This window comes from Methylobacterium sp. J-090, from assembly GCF_022829345.1.
Lineage (GTDB): Bacteria > Pseudomonadota > Alphaproteobacteria > Rhizobiales > Beijerinckiaceae > Methylobacterium.
Window position 1 is genome coordinate 117,294 of sequence record NZ_JAKSXV010000106.1, and the last position, 16,775, is coordinate 134,068.

General features: G+C 69.4%; 20 protein-coding genes. 16 read left to right on the forward strand and 4 right to left on the reverse strand.

All coding sequences use genetic code 11. The annotated features are described in order from the left end of the window. The first annotated feature begins 18 nt into the window (after nt 1-18). From MKK49_RS21870 to MKK49_RS21915, 10 genes are all read left to right on the forward strand, one after another. Complete coding sequence (locus tag MKK49_RS21870) at nt 19-1,233, forward strand: DUF1217 domain-containing protein (RefSeq protein ID WP_244032000.1); 1,215 nt, start codon at nt 19-21, stop codon at nt 1,231-1,233. A 3-nt stretch (nt 1,234-1,236) separates the two neighbouring features. Next, on the forward strand, nt 1,237-1,962 hold the full coding sequence (gene flgF, locus MKK49_RS21875; RefSeq protein WP_244032002.1) for a flagellar basal-body rod protein FlgF: 726 nt from the start codon (nt 1,237-1,239) through the stop codon (nt 1,960-1,962). A gap of 4 nt (nt 1,963-1,966) precedes the next feature. Further along, nucleotides 1,967-3,310 (forward strand): flagellar protein export ATPase FliI, encoded by a 1,344-nt coding sequence (gene fliI / locus MKK49_RS21880; protein ID WP_244032004.1) that lies wholly within the window; start codon nt 1,967-1,969, stop codon nt 3,308-3,310. An 85-nt stretch (nt 3,311-3,395) separates the two neighbouring features. Further along, on the forward strand, nt 3,396-4,619 hold the full coding sequence (locus MKK49_RS21885; RefSeq protein ID WP_244032005.1) for a flagellar hook protein FlgE: 1,224 nt from the start codon (nt 3,396-3,398) through the stop codon (nt 4,617-4,619). A 66-nt stretch (nt 4,620-4,685) separates the two neighbouring features. Continuing rightward, on the forward strand, nt 4,686-6,146 hold the full coding sequence (flgK, locus tag MKK49_RS21890; protein WP_244032006.1) for a flagellar hook-associated protein FlgK: 1,461 nt from the start codon (nt 4,686-4,688) through the stop codon (nt 6,144-6,146). 5 nt (nt 6,147-6,151) lie between these two features. Beyond that, complete coding sequence (locus tag MKK49_RS21895; protein ID WP_244032007.1) at nt 6,152-7,168, forward strand: flagellar hook-associated family protein; 1,017 nt, start codon at nt 6,152-6,154, stop codon at nt 7,166-7,168. 105 nt (nt 7,169-7,273) lie between these two features. Continuing rightward, entirely contained in the window at nt 7,274-7,621 is a 348-nt protein-coding gene (gene flaF / locus MKK49_RS21900; protein WP_244032008.1) for a flagellar biosynthesis regulator FlaF, read from the forward strand. 8 nt (nt 7,622-7,629) lie between these two features. Next, the gene (flbT, locus tag MKK49_RS21905; protein ID WP_244032009.1) at nt 7,630-8,079 is read left to right on the forward strand and encodes a flagellar biosynthesis repressor FlbT; all 450 of its coding nucleotides are present in this window, start codon (nt 7,630-7,632) and stop codon (nt 8,077-8,079) included. A gap of 29 nt (nt 8,080-8,108) precedes the next feature. After that, on the forward strand, nt 8,109-8,528 hold the full coding sequence (flgD, locus tag MKK49_RS21910) for a flagellar hook assembly protein FlgD (protein ID WP_244032011.1): 420 nt from the start codon (nt 8,109-8,111) through the stop codon (nt 8,526-8,528). 88 nt (nt 8,529-8,616) lie between these two features. After that, nucleotides 8,617-8,883 (forward strand): flagellar biosynthetic protein FliQ, encoded by a 267-nt coding sequence (locus tag MKK49_RS21915; protein WP_244032012.1) that lies wholly within the window; start codon nt 8,617-8,619, stop codon nt 8,881-8,883. Between the two features lie 59 nt (nt 8,884-8,942). Here the strand turns inward: MKK49_RS21915 and MKK49_RS21920 are convergent, their stop codons facing one another. Next, the gene (locus MKK49_RS21920; protein WP_244032013.1) at nt 8,943-9,242 is read right to left on the reverse strand and encodes a hypothetical protein; all 300 of its coding nucleotides are present in this window, start codon (nt 9,240-9,242) and stop codon (nt 8,943-8,945) included. Between the two features lie 173 nt (nt 9,243-9,415). Next, nucleotides 9,416-9,703 (reverse strand): MTH1187 family thiamine-binding protein, encoded by a 288-nt coding sequence (locus MKK49_RS21925; protein WP_244032014.1) that lies wholly within the window; start codon nt 9,701-9,703, stop codon nt 9,416-9,418. 147 nt (nt 9,704-9,850) lie between these two features. On the opposite strand from MKK49_RS21925, the gene flhA reads away from it, so the two are divergent. From flhA to MKK49_RS21955, 6 genes are all read left to right on the forward strand, one after another. Further along, entirely contained in the window at nt 9,851-11,938 is a 2,088-nt protein-coding gene (gene flhA, locus MKK49_RS21930; RefSeq protein WP_244032015.1) for a flagellar biosynthesis protein FlhA, read from the forward strand. An 11-nt stretch (nt 11,939-11,949) separates the two neighbouring features. Continuing rightward, the gene (fliR, locus tag MKK49_RS21935) at nt 11,950-12,705 is read left to right on the forward strand and encodes a flagellar biosynthesis protein FliR (RefSeq protein WP_244032016.1); all 756 of its coding nucleotides are present in this window, start codon (nt 11,950-11,952) and stop codon (nt 12,703-12,705) included. A 1-nt stretch (nt 12,706) separates the two neighbouring features. Further along, complete coding sequence (locus MKK49_RS21940) at nt 12,707-13,111, forward strand: hypothetical protein (RefSeq protein WP_244032017.1); 405 nt, start codon at nt 12,707-12,709, stop codon at nt 13,109-13,111. Nucleotides 13,112-13,193: 82 nt separating this feature from the next. Next, nucleotides 13,194-13,673, forward strand: coding sequence for a rod-binding protein (locus MKK49_RS21945; protein ID WP_244032018.1), 480 nt, complete (start codon nt 13,194-13,196; stop codon nt 13,671-13,673). 28 nt (nt 13,674-13,701) lie between these two features. Beyond that, complete coding sequence (locus MKK49_RS21950; RefSeq protein WP_244032019.1) at nt 13,702-14,031, forward strand: flagellar protein FlgN; 330 nt, start codon at nt 13,702-13,704, stop codon at nt 14,029-14,031. 24 nt (nt 14,032-14,055) lie between these two features. Beyond that, nucleotides 14,056-14,502 carry a hypothetical protein gene (locus MKK49_RS21955; protein WP_244032020.1) on the forward strand — a complete coding sequence of 149 codons (447 nt, stop codon included), beginning with the start codon at nt 14,056-14,058 and terminating at the stop codon, nt 14,500-14,502. 43 nt (nt 14,503-14,545) lie between these two features. Here the strand turns inward: MKK49_RS21955 and fghA are convergent, their stop codons facing one another. Then, a complete protein-coding gene (gene fghA, locus MKK49_RS21960; protein ID WP_244032021.1) occupies nt 14,546-15,379 on the reverse strand; it encodes an S-formylglutathione hydrolase in 834 nt (277 codons plus the stop codon). Between the two features lie 161 nt (nt 15,380-15,540). After that, nucleotides 15,541-16,677, reverse strand: a complete 1,137-nt coding sequence (locus tag MKK49_RS21965) for an S-(hydroxymethyl)glutathione dehydrogenase/class III alcohol dehydrogenase (protein WP_244032022.1) — start codon at nt 16,675-16,677, stop codon at nt 15,541-15,543. Nucleotides 16,678-16,775 lie beyond the last annotated feature (98 nt).

Below are 16,775 nucleotides of genomic sequence, written 5' to 3' on the forward strand. Positions count from 1 at the left end.
CGACCGGGAGACCCTCGCGTGCTGAGCACCTTCACCAACTACACGCTGATCACGAAGGATCTGACGGCCTCGCTCGCCCGCAAGGCCGCGTCCCCTGCGGTCGCGCGCGAGACCGCGTATTTCCAGGCCAACATCGGCGCCGTGAAGTCCATCGACGACTTCCTCGCCGACCGCCGGCTCTACACCTACGCCATGAAGGCCTTCGGTCTCGAGGAGATGACCTACGCCAAGGCGTTCATGCGCAAGGTGCTGACGGAGGGAACGGATACGCGGACGAGCTTCGCCAACCGCCTCGCCGACGACCGCTACGTCGCCTTCGCCCGGGCCTTCGACTTCGCGCAGGGCGCCTCCGCCACGGGCAGCGCGGGCACGATCACCGAGGCGGGCCGGACCGCCGCCGGCACGGCGCAACTGAATGGCGCCCTCGACCTGTCGGGGACCTTCGATTTTTCTGGCACCAACGCGGTCTCCTTCCAACTCTCGACCGGGGTGGATGCCGCGACGACGAAGTCGGCCACCATCGTCCTGTCCAAGGCGACCCTGGCCTCTGTCGTCGGGGATCTCGCCCAGGTGACGGCCGACGAGATCGCCGCCGCGATCAACGGTCAGATCGCCGCCTCGGGGAAGGGCAACCTCGCGGGCAAGGTCCAGGCCGGCATCGGCGTCCAGAAGAACCTCTTCTTCGAGACCACGGCCTTCAGCGATCTCGGGGACGATGAGGCGCCCGGCGGCACCGGCCTTTCCGCCGATACCCTCTACGAGGCCGGTGGCACCAACCGCACCCTCACCGTCCGGAACGTGGCCCCTGAGAGCGCGAAACAGACAATCCTCGACATCGGGTTCGGCACCGACCTGCCCATCGACGCGAAAGCCAAGAGCGTCACCGAGGCCTACCTGCGCCAGACCCTGGAGAGCGACGCGGGCAACGAGGACACCGGTGTCCGCCTCGCCCTCTACTTCGCCCGCATGGCGGCGGGGGCCACGAGCGGCTACGCGATCCTGGGCGACTCGGCCCTGTCGCAGGTGGTCAAGACCGTCCTGGGCCTGCCCGACGGCGGCAGCTCGTCCGAGGCCCTGGCGCGGCAGGCCGCCCTCATCGAGGCCAAGGTCGATCTCGGGAGCTTCCGGGACCCGCAGAAGCTCGACGCCTTCATCAAGCGCTTCACCGCCATCTGGGACGCGCAGAACAACACCGCGTCCGATCCGATCCTCGCCCTGTTCGGGACCGCCTGACCCATGCAGAACGGGCTTTACGTCGCGCTCTCCGGCCAGATCGCCGTCGAGAAGCGCATGAACGCGGTGGCCAACAACGTGGCCAACCTCGCAACCTCCGGCTACCGCGCCGAGGACACCAAGTTCTCGGCCCTCCTCGCCCAGGCGAGCAAGGGACCCATCGCCTTCGCGTCCTCGGGCGACACCTACATCCAGACCCGGTCCGGACCGGTCACCAAGACCGATTCGCCCCTCGACGTGGCGATCCAGGGCGATGCCTGGCTCAGCGTCGGCGGCGCGAGCGGTCCGGTCTACACCCGCGACGGCCGCCTCACGATGGACGCCACGGGGCGCCTGCGCAACGTCAGCGGCCTGCCGGTGCTCGACGCCGGCGGCGGCCCGATCCTCCTCGATCCCCAGCAGGGGCCGCCGACCATCGGCCGCGACGGCAGCGTCTCGCAGGGCCCCAACCAGGTCGGCTCCATCGGGCTCTTCACCCTCGACCCGAAGGGGACCCTGCGGCGGGCGGACTCGAACGCCGTCGCGTCGAGCCTTCCAGCGAAGCCCGTGCAGGACTTCACCCGAATCGGCATGGTCCAGGGCTTCGTCGAGGGCTCCAACGTCAACCCGATCCTGGAGATGACCAAGCTCATCACCATCCAGCGCGCCTTCGAGAGCGCGGCCAATCTCACGGCCGAGACCGAGACGTCGTTCCAGAGCGCCATCCGCTCCCTGAGCCCGCAGGGTTGAAGTGATGCGGGGCGATTCGACCGGGGCCGACGTGCTCGACCGCCTCACGGCCGCCCTCGCGTCCGGCCGCGAGGCCCTGCCCCTCGTCCGGGTCTCGGGGCCGATCCAGGAGGTCACCGCCACCGCCGCCCGCGTCGGCGGCGTCGCCCCCTTCCTCAAGCTCGGCGACCGGATGGGATTCTGCGCCGGCGGCCGCGAGCAGGTCGGGGAGGTGGTGCGCATCGATGCCGGCGGCGTCACCCTGAAGCCGTTCGAGGCGCGCATCGAGGCCGGGATCGGCACGCGGGCCCATCGCCTCGGCGAGCCGACCCTGCGGCCCCATGCGGGCTGGAAGGGGCGGGTCATCGACGCGCTCGGCCGGTCCATCGACGGGCGCGGCGCCCTCGTTCCGGGGCCGCGCGCGGTGCCCGTCGATGCCGCTCCGCCGCCCGCCATGGCGCGCGGCCGGGTCGAGGCGCCGCTCCGCACCGGTGTCCGGGCGCTGGACCTGTTCACGCCCCTCTGCCTCGGCCAGCGCATCGGCATCTTCGCGGGCTCCGGTGTCGGCAAGTCGACGCTGCTCGCCATGCTCGCCGGGGCCGCCGGCTTCGACAGCGTCGTCGTCGCCCTGGTGGGCGAGCGCGGCCGCGAGGTGCGCGAGTTCCTCGAAGGCCCGATGGCGCCCAATCTCGACAGGGCCGTGGTGGTGGTCTCCACCGGCGACGAGAGCCCGATGATGCGGCGCCAGGCGCCCAAGGTCGCCATGGCCGTCGCCGAGGCATTCCGCGATGATGGCGAATCCGTCCTGCTCATCGTCGATTCCGTGACCCGCTACGCCCATGCCGCCCGCGACGTCGCCCTGGCGGCGGGCGAGCCGGCGGTGGCGCGGGGCTATCCGCCGAGCGTGTTCTCGGATCTGCCGCGCCTCCTCGAACGGGCGGGTCCCGGCCGCGACGGCGCCGGCTCCATCACGGGCATCTTCTCCGTGCTGGTGGACGGCGACGACCACAACGACCCCGTGGCCGACTCGATCCGCGGCACCCTCGACGGCCACGTGGTCCTCGACCGGGCCATCGCCGAGCAGGGGCGCTATCCGGCCGTCGATCTCCTCGGCTCGATCTCGCGCCTCGCCACCATCGTGTGGACCCCCGAGCAGCGCGAACTCGTGCGCCGCCTCAAGGCGATGATGGCCCGTTTCGAGGAAACCCGGGATCTGCGGCTCATGGGCGGCTACCGCGCCGGCGAGGATGCCGAACTCGATCAGGCCATCCTCCTGGTGCCGCGCATCTACGAGGCCCTGCGCCAGGAACCCGGCATGGCGCCGAGCGCGGACGCCTTCCTCGAACTCGCCCAATCCCTGCGGAGCTGATGCCCAAGGACGCGACCAGCCCCGCGCAAGCCATCCTGCCTTTAGTGCCGACCAGCACGGCACACCGTCTCACCGAGGTGACCCCATGAGTCTCATCAGCGTCCTGCGCACCGGCGTCTCCGGCATGAACGCGCAGTCGAGCCGCATCTCGACGGTGGCCGAGAACATCCAGAACGCCAGCACCACGGGCTACAAGCGCACGGGCACCGAGTTCTCGTCCCTGATCCTCGATTCGAGCAGCACCGGCGACTACAATTCCGGCGCCGTCGAGACGGTGATCCGCCGGTCCGTCTCGGCGGGGGGGCCGATCTCCTTCACCACCTCGAAGACCGATCTCGCCATCCAGGGCAACGGGTTCTTCGTGGTGCGCGATGCCAGCGGCTCCACCTCGCTCACCCGCTCGGGCAACTTCGTCGAGGACGGCCCGACGGGCAACCTCGTCAATTCCGGCGGCTTCACCCTGATGGGCTACGCGGTCGGCGAGAACGGCGAGGCGACGCCGGCCCTCAACAGCACCGCCAACATGGTGCCGGTCAACGTCTCGACCCTCGGCATGCGGGCGACCCCTTCGACGAAGGCGTCCATCGGTGGCAACCTGCCGTCGGAGGCGGCTTCCCTCACCGGGGCCCTGTCGGCGACGAACTACACCAAGAAGACCTCGATGGTGACCTACGATAAGCTCGGCAACAAGGTCACGGTCGATATCGCGTTGGCTAAGACCGCAACGGCCGGCGAGTGGAAGGCGGAGATCTATCCGCCCGGCTCCACCACCGCCATCGGCACCACGACCCTGACCTTCGACGCCAACGGAAAGATCGCGCCTGCTTCGGCGGCGGCGGCCAAGACCGACCTCACCTTCGCGGATGGCCGCAAGATCGCCCTCGACATGAGCGGCATCACCCAGCTCGGCGGCACCTACGATCTCACGGGTACGGCGGACGGCAAGGCGCCCTCGGCGGTGACCGGCTCGGACTTCGCCTTGGACGGTTCGGTCTACGCTCTCTACGAGGACGGCAGCCGCATGCTCGCCTTCAAGGTGCCGCTCGCCAACGTCGCGAGCCCCGACAACCTCGAGCCGCGCGCCGGCAACATCTACGTGCCCACCAGCACCTCCGGCGACCTCCAGATCGGCTTCGCCAGCCTCTCCGGCCTCGGCTCCATCAAGTCGAGCGCCCTGGAGCAGTCCAACGTCGATGTCTCCTCCGAGCTGACGGCCATGATCGAATCGCAGAGCGTGTACACGGCGAACTCCAAGGTGTTCATGACCGGCAACGAGCTCCTCGACACCCTGATGAACCTCAAGCGCTGACGCGTCGGCCGGCGCCCCCGCGCCGGCCACACGGCTCGCACCGCCCGCTCCCCCAGGAACCCGACGATGGGCCTCTCCCTGGCGCTCAACAGCGCCCGCACCTCGCTCTCGGCCACCGCCGCGCAGATCGCCGTCACCGCGCGCAACACCGCCGGGGCCAACGATCCGTACTACGCGCGCCGCATCGCCTCGGTGGTGACGGCCGGCGGCGGCAGCGCCGTCAGCGTGCTCCGCGCCGCCGACTCGGCCCTGTTCGGCCGCAAGCTCCTCGGCACCTCGGCGGCGGCCGGCAGCCAGGCCGTCCTCGACGGGCTCCAGACCCTGAGCCGGACCGTCGGCGACACGGATTCGACGACGTCCCCGGCCGCCCGGCTCGGCGCCCTCAATGCCGCCCTGCAGGCGGCGGCCAACAAGCCTGATTCCGTCGATCTGGCGCGCAACGCCGTGGAGAGCGCCCGCGACCTCGCGGACAGCCTCAATACGGCGGCGGCTGCCGTCCACACCGTCCGCCAGCAGGCCGATGCCGGCATGGCGACCTCGGTGGCGCGGATCAACGATCTCCTGGTGTCCTACGAGACCGCCAACCAGACCGTGACCCGGGGCACGGCGCTCGGCTACGACGTCACCGACGCCCTGGACGACCGCGACCGCATCCTCACCCAGCTCTCGGAGGAGATCGGCATCTCCACCGTCGTGCGCGCGGGCAACGATGTCGCGATCTACACCGACAGCGGCGTGCCCCTGTTCGAGCGCGGCGCGCGCAAGGTCAGCTTCGCTCCGACCGCCGCCTTCACCGCGGGCTCGACGGGCAACGCCGTCATGGTCGACGGCGTGCCCGTCACGGGCGCCGCCTCGCCGATGCCCATGCGCTCCGGCCGGCTCGCGGGCCTGTCGACCCTGCGCGACGACGTCGCCGTGCGCTACGAGACCCAGCTCGATGCCATGGCGGGCGGCCTCGTCTCCGCCTTCGCCGAGCCCGACACGAGCGGCGCGGGGGGGGCGGCCAAGGCCGGCCTGTTCACGGACGGGACCGCGACGGTCCCGGCGGCGGGAGCGCTCGCCCAGGCGGGCCTCGCCAGCCGGGTCCGGATCAACGCCGCCGTCGATCCCCGGACGGGCGGTTCGCTCGCCACCCTGCGCGACGGCGGCATGAACGGCCCCGGCTACGTCACCAATGCCGGTGGCGACGCGGCCTATGCCGGTCGCCTGCGCACCCTCGCCTCGGCACTGGGCACCGATCGGGCGTTCGATGCCGCCACGGGGCTGCGCGCCAACGCCAGCCTGCTGTCCTTCGCCACGGATTCGGCGGGGTGGCTCGAAGGCCAGCGCAAATCGGCCGCGTCGCTGGCCGACTACGAATCGACCCTGCTGGCGCGGACAGGCGACGCCCTGTCCAACGCGGTGGGTGTCAACACCGACGACGAGACCGCCCAGGCCCTGCAGCTCGAACGGTCCTACACCGCCTCGGCCAAGCTGCTGACCCTGGTGAACGACCTCCTGAAGACCCTGATGGATGCGGTGCGATAGACGCCATGCGGACGAACGCCACCTCGACCCTGAGCCTCTGGAATGCGCCGCGCGCGGGCGCGCAGCGCATGCAGACGGAGATCGCCCAGGGGACCAAGGAACTCGCCACCGGCCGCTACGCCGATGTCGGGCTCCAGCTCGGCAGCGGGACGGGCTTGGCGCTCGGCCTGCGCCAGCAGAGCGCAGAGCTCCAGGCCCTGAAGGACGGCAATGCCGGCGCGTTCCTGCGCCTGAGCACGACCCAGGCCGCGCTTCAGCAGATCCAGGCGGCGGCGGATTCGACCCTCAAGACCCTCGTCGGCGTGCCCGCCGCCGACCGGGCCAGCGTCGTCAAGGACGCGGCCACGAGTCAACTCGCGGCGCTGACCGCCGTCCTGAACACCACCGCCGACGGCCAGTTCGTCTTCGGGGGGACCAACACGGCAACGACGCCGATGACCGCCTACGTCACCGGATCGGCGGCCAAGACCGCCGTCGATGCGGCCTTCGCGAGCGCGGGCGGCACCGCCATGACGGCCGCGCAGATGAAGAGTTTCCTCGCCGAGGGCGGTCCCCTCGACACGCTGTTCAGCGGTGCCGGGTGGCAAAACTTGTCGAAGGCCTCCGATACCACCCTCGACAGCCGGATCTCCCTCAGCGAGACCGTCGAGACCTCGGCCACCGCCAACGCGGCCGCCTTCCGCAAGCTCGCCATGGCGTACGTCGCCTCCGGCCTCGACCTGTCGAGCCTGCCCGCCGACGTCCAGGCGGTGGCCACCGACCGGGTCGCGGGCCTGCTCGGCGAGGCGAGCAAGGGCCTCGTCGCGATCCAGGCCAATCTCGGCCGTTCGCAGGCGCGGATCACCGACGCGAACACCCGCCTCGACGCGCAGAAGGCGCTTCTCGCCAAGCAGGTCCTGTCGATGGAGGGCATCGACCAAGCCGAGACCAAGACGCGCATCGATCAGCTGACCACCCAGGTGCAGATTTCCTATTCGCTGACCTCGCAGCTGCGCCAGCTCAGTCTGGTCTCCTATCTCTAACGACGTTTTCTTCTCTCCAACGACGTTTTTTTCGACGCGGCGACACGACGGCCCCATTCGCGACCATGGCGCGGCGGGCCGGAGACAGGACGAGGCGGACCCGACATGTACCAGTTTTCCTACGCGGACATCATGGAAGATGCCCCCGAGATCGGCCGGGAGCGCGAGCGCGCTGCCTTCGACCGGGCGCTGGATCTCATGCGCATCGCCGACCGCCCCGACGCGGCGACGGCTGACCGGACGGCGGCGGCCGAGTTCACCCAGAAGCTCTGGGCCGTCCTCATCGACGACCTCACGAGCCCCGAGAACGCCCTGCCGGAATCCCTGCGCGCCGACCTCGTCTCCCTCGGCCTGTGGAGCATGCGCGAATCCAACGCGGTCCTCAGCACCCCCGGCCACAGCCTCGCCGCCCTGATCGAGGTCAACGCCTCGATCCGCGACGGATTGCGGTGAGGTCCGGCATGCGCCTGTCCCTGCGCGCCGGCGAGCGGGTCTTCATCAACGGGGCCGTCCTGCGCGTCGATCGCAAGGTCTCCCTCGAGCTCCTCAACGATGCGACCTTCCTGCTGGAGACCCACGTGCTCCAGCCCGAGGAGGCGACCACGCCCCTGCGCCAGCTCTACTTCGCGGCCCAGACCATGGTGATCGAGCCCGTCAACGCGGCTCGCGCCCGTGAGCTCTACCGCGCGCTTCAGGCCGGCATCCTCGACGCGGTGACCGAACCCGCCATCCGCGACGGCCTCGCGGCGGCGGGAGCCTGCGTCGAGGCCGACCGGCTCATCGAGGCGCTCAAGCTGATCCGGGGCCTCTACAGGTCCGAGGCCGCCCTGTTCGCCGCCGCCCCCGGGCCGGAGATCCCGGTCGGCCCCGCCGGCCTGTCCGGCCCAGAACCCATTCCCCGCACGGCCTGAAGGCCCTCACATCCGGAGACGCAGTCATCATGGCCGTCGGAAGCAGCACCAGCACCCCCACCACGCAGACGGCCACGGCCGCCACCGCCGCGAAATCCGCGAGCGGCGTCGCCGCTTCGATGAACTCGGACACGTTCCTGACCCTGCTGATGGCGCAGCTCAAGAACCAGGACCCGACGAAGCCGATGGATTCCACGGCCTATGTCGGCGAACTCGCGACCTTCTCGCAGGTGGAGCAGGCGACGAAGACCAACTCCAAGCTCGATTCCCTGTTGTCCTCGAGCTTCCTCGCGCAGGCCGACCAGATCATCGGCCGCACCATCACCTCGGCCGACGGCAACACCACCGGCGAGGTCCAGTCCGTGAAGATCACCAGCGAGGGAGCGCTCGCCCGCCTCACCAACGGCAAGGACGTGCTCCTGGCCCAGGGAATCTCGCTGTCGCAGTGAGGCTCTCGCCGCACCCCGAAACGGTGTAGGCAGGGTCGGACGCGGCGCGCGGGCGCGTCGCCGACCGCTTTACGAGGAAGGTCACCGGATGAACGAGGTCGATGCCCTCGAACTCGTGCGCGCCGCGATCTGGACCGTGATCGTCGGCGCCGGCCCCGCCATCGGCGCGGCGATGCTCATCGGCATCGCCATCGCCCTGCTGCAGGCGCTCACCCAGATTCAGGAAGTGACGCTCACCTTCGTGCCCAAGATCGTGGTGATCCTGCTCGTGCTCCTCATCACCTCGTCGTTCATCGGCGCGCAGATCTCGACCTTTGCCGAGAACACCTACGGGCGCATCGTCACGGGGTTCTGAGGGGCGTCGGGGGAGGGGCGGGCCACCTTCCGATCCGCGGGCCTAACTCCTGTCCGGGGTCAGGAATTGTAGGTCACGAGGGCAACCACCCACGATCCGTGCTCGTGGACGAGGGCATGGGCCTCGGTGTCGTTCGTCGTGGCGCGATCGGGATCGGACGGTTCGATCTCGTAGACGTCGTAGCTCGCCGCCGTGCTCGCGGGCCCGACGTGACCGAAGCCGCGCGGCGCCCGTCGGAACTGGCGATCGAACAGGCAGACCGCGTCGACGGGCGAGGCCACATCTCCGGCCTGACCGAACCGGGCCGTGTCGCCGTAGATCCGTCCTGTGATCTTCTCGATCGCGATGAAGCGCGCCATGCCAATCCCTGGGTGTCCTGCTCCGGCCGAGGTGGTGCCGCAGGGCGCCCGGTGCAAGCGACGGGACTCAATCGACCCGAGAACCACCCGGTCGTAATCGTTGGGGGGGAAGCGGCCCCACATCCTCGATCCATTGGACCGCACGCGGTCGGTCGGCCCGCGCGTTCCGCCCCCTATGACACCGCCGCCAGCTTGTCCGCCATGGACTGCTCCTTGTCCCGGCGCGACGAGAACGTCATGGTGAAGAACACGCGGCTCACGCCGAGTTCGGCGAGCCGGGCCTCGCAGGCCTCGGCGAGCGCGCAGATCTCGCTGAGCTCGCCCTCGATGTTGGTGCCGTTGGCATGCATCTCGGCGGTGAGCGGACTGGCCTCGAGGATCGCCTTGATTTCCCGCACGTAGGGCGAGACCGACGGGCCGACCCCCATGGGGACGATGCACAGATCCGCGACGACCTTCATGGGCTTGGCTCCCGGGTGCCCGAACGCCGGGCGAGGGGGGCTTCTATCACGCGCGGTCGGGCCGGGGCGATGACGAGCCGCATCCCCATCCCCACGCAAGCTTGAACCGCGACAAGACCCCGTTCATTCACGGGGTAGGCATCCGCCATGGCGGCAAGCGACGCGATCGTCCTGGAGCGCAGGTCCCAGCGGGATATCGGGTTCGCGGCCGGCATCGTCGCCATCCTGGCGATCCTGTTCCTCCCCGTACCGGCGATCCTGCTCGATATCGGGCTGGCCTTCTCCATCGCCCTGTCGGTGCTGATCCTGATGGTGGCCCTCTGGATCAAGAAGCCGCTCGAATTCTCGGCCTTTCCCACGGTCCTGCTCATCGCGACCCTGCTCCGACTGGCGCTCGGCATCGCCACCACGCGGCTGATCCTCGCCAACGGCCAGCACGGGGTCTCGGCCGCCGGTCACGTCATCCAGGGCTTCTCGCAGTTCGTGATGAGCGGCGACTTCGTCATCGGCATCGTGGTGTTCCTCATCCTCATCACGGTGAACTTCCTCGTCATCACCAAGGGCGCCACCCGCATCGCCGAGGTCGGCGCACGCTTCACCCTCGACGCCATTCCCGGCAAGCAGATGGCCATCGACGCCGATCTCAACGCCGGCCTCATCGACGACAAGGAGGCGCAGTCGCGCCGGCGCGAGCTCGAGGAGGAGAGCGCGTTCTTCGGCTCCATGGACGGTGCCTCGAAGTTCGTGCGCGGCGAGGCCATCGCCAGCTTGATCACCATCGCCGTCAACGTCTTCGGCGGCATCATCATCGGCACCACCCGCCACGGCATGCCAATGGGCCAGGCGGCCGACGTGTTCACCAAGCTCTCGGTGGGCGACGGCCTCGTCTCGCAGATCCCGGCCCTCATCGTGTCGCTGGCGGCCGGCCTCCTCGTCTCGAAGGGCGGCACCAGGGGCACGGCCGAGCAGGCGGTGCTCGGCCAGCTCGGCGCCTATCCCCGCGCTCTGGCGGTCGCCGCCGCCCTGATGTTCATGTTCGCCCTGGTGCCGGGCCTGCCCTTCGTGCCGTTCATGGTGCTGTCGGGCCTGATGGCGTTCACCGCCTACGCCATCCCGCGCAAGATCGCCGCGCAGAAGGCCGTGGTCGACGCAAGGGCGCTCGCCGTCGAGGACCAGAAGCAGCTCGCCGCCCGCGAATCCCTCTCGGTCAAGGAATCTCTGAAGACCCCCGAGATCGAGCTCTGCCTCGGGCGCCAGATCTCGGCCCAGTTCGCCACCTCGCAATCCGAGCTGTCGCACCGGGTCGCCAAGATGCGCCGCAAGTTCGCGCGCCAGTACGGCTTCGTCGTTCCCGACATCAAGCTCACGGACAGCGTGGCGCTCGCGCCGAAATCCTACCAGATCCTCATCCACGGCACGATTGCGGCGACCCAGGACATCCGCCCCGGCGAACTCCTCGTCGTGGTGGGCGAGGGGCCGGTGCCGGACGTGCCGAGCGACGAGGTCCGCGAACCGGCCTTCGGCATGAAGGCGCGCTGGGTGCTCGATTTCTACGCGGCGGAGGTGCGGCGCGGCGGCTTCGAGCCCATCGACGGCGCCTCGGTCCTCCTCACCCACCTCTCGGAGGTGATCCGCAACAACCTGCCTCAGCTCCTGTCCTACAAGGACATGCGCGGGCTGCTCGAACGCCTCGACCCCGAGTACAAGCGCCTGCTCGACGAGATCTGCCCGTCGCAGATCTCGTATTCGGGCCTCCAGGCGGTCTTGAAGCTGCTCCTGTCCGAGCGGGTCTCCATCCGCAACCTGCACCTCATCCTCGAGGCGGTGGCCGAGATCACGCCGCACGCCCGCCGCGCCGAGCAGATCGCCGAGCATGTCCGCATGCGCATCGCCCAGCAGATCTGCGGCGATCTCGCCGAGAACGGGACGCTCGCGGTCCTGCGGCTCGGAAGCGCCTGGGACCTGTCGTTCCACCAGAGCCTCAAGCGCGATGCCAAGGGCGAGGTCGTCGAGTTCGACATCGACCCGCGCCTCGTCGAGCAGTTCGGCACGGAAGCCGGGGAAGCGATCCGCAAGCACATGCGCGAGACCCGCAGCTTCGCCCTCGTCACCGCGCCGGATGCCCGCCCCTACGTGCGGATGATCATCGAGCGGCTCTACCCGACGCTCGCCGTGCTCTCGCACCTCGAGATCGCCCGGGGCGTCGAGATCCGGTCCCTCGGGACCATCTCGTAGGGCCGCCGCGCGTGACCGCCGCGGCACCCGAGAGCATTCTGGCCGCCTTCCTCATCTTCTGCCGGGTCGGCGGCTGCCTCCTCGTGGTGCCGGGGTTCTCCAGTCCGCGCGTGCCGGCCCAGGTCCGCCTCCTGATCGCGCTTACCGCGTCGCTCGCCATGACGCCCCTGGTGCTGCCCCTGTTCCAGGGCCGCCTCGCGGCGCAGGACCCGGCCACCACCCTGGCCTGGATCGCCAGCGAGACCATGACCGGCCTCGTCATCGGATTTCTCGGGCGGATCTTCTTCACGGTGCTGGAGACGGTGATGAACGCCGCCTCCACCATGGTGGGGTTCGGCGGCATGCCGGGCGCCGTGGCCGAGGGCACCGATCCGGTGCCGGCGGTGGAGGCCCTGATCATGATGGCGGCCACCGCCCTCCTGTTCGCCGCCGACCTGCACTGGGAGCTGTTTCGCGGGCTCGTCGATTCCTACGGCCGCCTCCCGCCGGGCGAGGGCATCGGCACCCAGGCCGCCCTGGTGCGGATCGTCGACCAGGTCGGCATCGCCTTCGTGCTGGGGTTGCGCATCACCGCGCCGTTCATCGTCTACGCGGTGGCGGTGAACCTGGCGGCCGGCTTCGTCAACAAGCTCGTGCCGCAGATCCCGGTGTACTTCATCGCCACGCCGTTCATCATGTTCGGCGGCCTGCTGCTGCTCTACTACCTCTCGAACGAATTCATGACGCAGTTCCTCATGGGCTACGTCGATTACCTGCGGCGGGGCTGACATGGCCGTGACCACCCGCCAGCGCCTGGAGCGCGCCCGTCGCCTGCTCACCGTGCAGGAGCAGATGCGGGGGATCGCCGAGCGGGACCTCGCCGCGACCCGGCGCGAACTGGCGCGCGTCGAGGCCGACCGCGCGGCGATGCTCACGACGCTCGCCGGCGAGACCATGCACGGCCTGTTCCTCGACGCCGCCGCGCGCCGGCTCCGGGGCCTCGCGGGGGAGGCGACGCAGCTCGACGCCACCGCCGCGCAGCAGGCCGGGGCCGTGCGCGAGCGGGGCCTCGCCGAGAAGCGCGTGGCGCGCCAGGTCGAGACCCTCGCCCGGACCCGTACCCGCGAGCGGGAGCAGGCCGACGCGCTGGAGCAGCTCGACCTCATGGCCGCCCGCGGCGGCGGCCTGTCGTGAGGGCGGCCGGCTCAAGCCTCCCGCAAGCCACGGGGCCTATCCCTCTGCGCCGACGATCTTCCTCCGACTCTCCGCGGCATCCATGAGCATCTCCACGCCCACCGATATCGTCCTCGACGTGGCCCGGGCCGCCGATCCGGCCCGGTACCAGGAGGCGACCGCCAAGCTCGGGGCGCCCGGCGCCACGGACCCGGCCGCCTTCGGGGACGCCTACCGCATGGCCGGTGCCTCCGTGCACATGCCTCTGGACGCGCGCAGCACGCTCACGGCACTCCAGACCGACAACGTGGTCTCCGGGGCGGGCAAGATCGGCGATCCCTACAAGCAGTTCGAGGCCTTCGTCCTGCGCCAGTTCGTCGAGACGATGATGCCGTCGAAGGCCGCGTCGGTGTTCGGCAAGGGCAATGCCGGCGGCATCTGGAAGTCGATGCTCGCCGATCAGATCGGCACCCAGGTCGCCAAGGCCGGCGGGCTCGGCATCGCCAAGATGCTGGAGGCCGCGCGACCCCTCGATAAGACGACCCCCGCCGCGAGCCCGGCCAGCCCATCATCCGGCGTGTGATCGTCGTTCACATCATCGAAGGCCCCCCATGCTGATCGCGTCCCTGAAGCGGCTCGAGGCCACCGTCGTGGCGGAGACGGAGGCCTTGCTGTCGCACCGCCCGTTCGACCAGGAGGCGGTGAACCGGCGCAAGAGCCAGAGCCTGCTCGAACTCAGCCGCCTGACCCGCGGCCTCGACCCGGACGAGGTCGCGCCCGAGGTCGCCGACCAACTCGCCCGCCTGAGCCGGGCGCTCGCCCGCAACCAGGGCGTCGTCTCCCAGCACCTGCGCGCCGTCGAGGAGATCTCGGAGATCGTCACCCAGGCGATCCGGGATTCGGAATCCGACGGCACCTATTCCGGCCACCCGCGCCGCTGACATCGCTCCCACCGGGCCGACCGCATGAAAATCCTCGTCACCGGCCTGTGGATCTGCGCCGTCACCATCCTGTCCTGCTACGGCGCGGTGACGTGGGGCAGCGGGCTCTTCTCAAAGAAGGAAGAGCCGTATCTGGAGGGTTTGCAGTATCAGAAGCTGGCGCCCATCAATGTTCCCATGGTGGCCGATGGGAAGGTGCAGGGCTACATCGTGGCCGTGCTGGTCTTCACCGCCGATGCGCGCCTGATGCACACCCTGCCGGTCCCGCCGAACGCCTTCGTCATCGACGAGACTTTCCGCCAGATCTACGCCGACCCGCAGATCGATTTCAAACGCCTGTCGCGTTACAACGTCACCCAGCGCCTCGCGGAGGTCCGCAAGGCGGTCAACGAGCGCCTCGGCGCCGACGTGGTGAAGGACGTCCTCGTCGAGGAGTTCAACTTCGTCGCCAAGCGCGAAGTCCGCTCGTGATTTTAGGGTCTCCCCGGCCTTGGATGCTGGAGAGACCCGAAAACTACTTCAGGCGGGCTGCGGCCCAGGCGATGTGATCGTCCATGAACGTCGAGATGAAGAAGTACGAGTGATCGTAGCCCTCGCGCATGTTGAGGGTCAGGGGAATGCCTGCCTTCTGACACGCCTCTTCGAGCAGCCAGGGCCGCAGGCCGTCCTGTAGGAAGCTGTCGCCGGTGCCCTGATCGACGAGGAATTCCGAGAAGCGGTGGCCGTCCGCGATGAGCAGGGTGGCGTCGTGGGCGCGCCACTTCGATTCGTCGGGTCCGAGGTATTTCTCGAGGGCCGGCTTCGACCAGCCGGCCGTGGAGGGCTGGGCGATCGGCGCGAAGGCCGAGCAGGACTTGAAGCGGTCGGGGTAGGTCAGCGCGATGGTCAGCGCCCCGTGGCCGCCCATGGAATGGCCGAAGATGCCCTGGCGGCTCATGTCGGCCGGGAACTCCTTGGCGATGAGGGCGGGCAGCTCCTCGGTGACGTAGCTCCACATCCGGTAGTTCGTGGCGTAGGGCGCTTGCGTGGCGTCGACGTAGAAGCCCGCACCCGAGCCGAACTGCCAGTTGCCCTCCTCGTCGGGGATGCCGGAGCCGCGCGGGCTGGTATCGGGCGCGACGATGATCACGCCGTGCTCGGCCGCGGCCTTACGGTACTCGCCCTTGTCCATGACGTTGGCGTGGGTGCAGGTGAGGCCCGACAGGTACCATAGGACCGGCACCGGGCCGGCCTCGGCCTGGGGCGGCACGAACACCGCGAAAGTCATTGGGCAGCCGGTGGTCTCGGACTCGTGCTTGTAGACGCCCTGCGTGCCGCCATGGGCGCGGGCCTTCGAGATGGTTTCCATGTGTGCTCTCCTGCTGGGGGCAAGAATCGCCCCTCCCCGTTTTGGGGAGGGGTCAGGGGTGGGGGGTGGATGACCCTCGCGCTGCGGAGGCCGGCGGCACCACCCCCACCCTCAATCCCTCCCCGCGCGGGGGAGGGAGGCAGCGTCGGCCAAGACCCGTCTCAGTAGACCACTACCGAGCGGATCGACTTGCCCTCGTGCATGAGATCGAAGCCGTGGTTGATGTCTTCCAGCGGCATGGTGTGGGTGATGAGATCGTCGATATTGATCTTGCCCTCCATGTACCAGTCGACGATCTTCGGCACATCCGTGCGGCCGCGGGCGCCGCCGAAGGCCGAGCCCTTCCAGACGCGGCCGGTGACGAGCTGGAACGGACGGGTCGCGATCTCCTTGCCGGCCTCGGCCACGCCGATGACGATCGACTCGCCCCAGCCGCGGTGGCAGCATTCGAGCGCCTGGCGCATCACGTTGACGTTGCCGGTGCAGTCGAACGAGAAGTCGGCGCCGCCGCCGGTCACGTCGAGGATCGCCTGGACGACGTGATCGTTGCCGACCTCCTTCGGATTGATGAAGTGGGTCATGCCGAACTTGCGGGCCATCTCCTGCTTGTCCGGGTTGATGTCGACGCCGATGATCTTGTCGGCACCGACCATCCGGGCGGCCTGGAGAACGTTGAGGCCGATGCCGCCGAGGCCGAACACCACCACGTTGGCGCCGGGCCAGACCTTGGCGGTGTAGATCACCGCGCCGATGCCGGTGGTGACGCCGCAGCCGATGTAGCAGATCTTGTCGAAGGGGGCGTCTTCGCGGATCTTCGCCAGCGCGATGGCCGGCAGCACCGTGAAGTTCGAGAAGGTCGAGCAGCCCATGTAGTGGAACAGGGAGTTCGAGCCGCCCGGGCTGCCGCCGGTGGAGACGCAGGAGAAGCGCGAGGTGCCGTCCGGCATCACGCCCTGGCCCTGCGTCGCGCGGATCGCGGTGCAGAGGTTGGTGCGCTGCGACAGGCAGGACTTACAGCTGCGGCATTCCGGGGTATAGAGCGGGATGACGTGGTCGCCGACCTTCAGGTCGGTCACCCCGGCGCCGACCTCGCGGACGATGCCCGCGCCCTCGTGGCCCAGGATCGCCGGGAACTTGCCCTCGGAATCGAGGCCCGACAGGGTGTAGGCGTCGGTGTGACAGATGCCGGTGGCCATCAGTTCGACGAGGACTTCGCCGGCCTTGGGGCCTTCGATGTCGATGGTCTCGATGGTGAGGGGCTTCTTGGCCTCCCACGCCACCGCTGCGCGCGTCTTCATGCGTGTGTTTCTCTTGTTTTGGACGATCACGGACGGCGTCGAACTGCCGACTCTTCGGTTCGCGTCATCGTCACGATGGCGATCCGAACGGCCCGAAA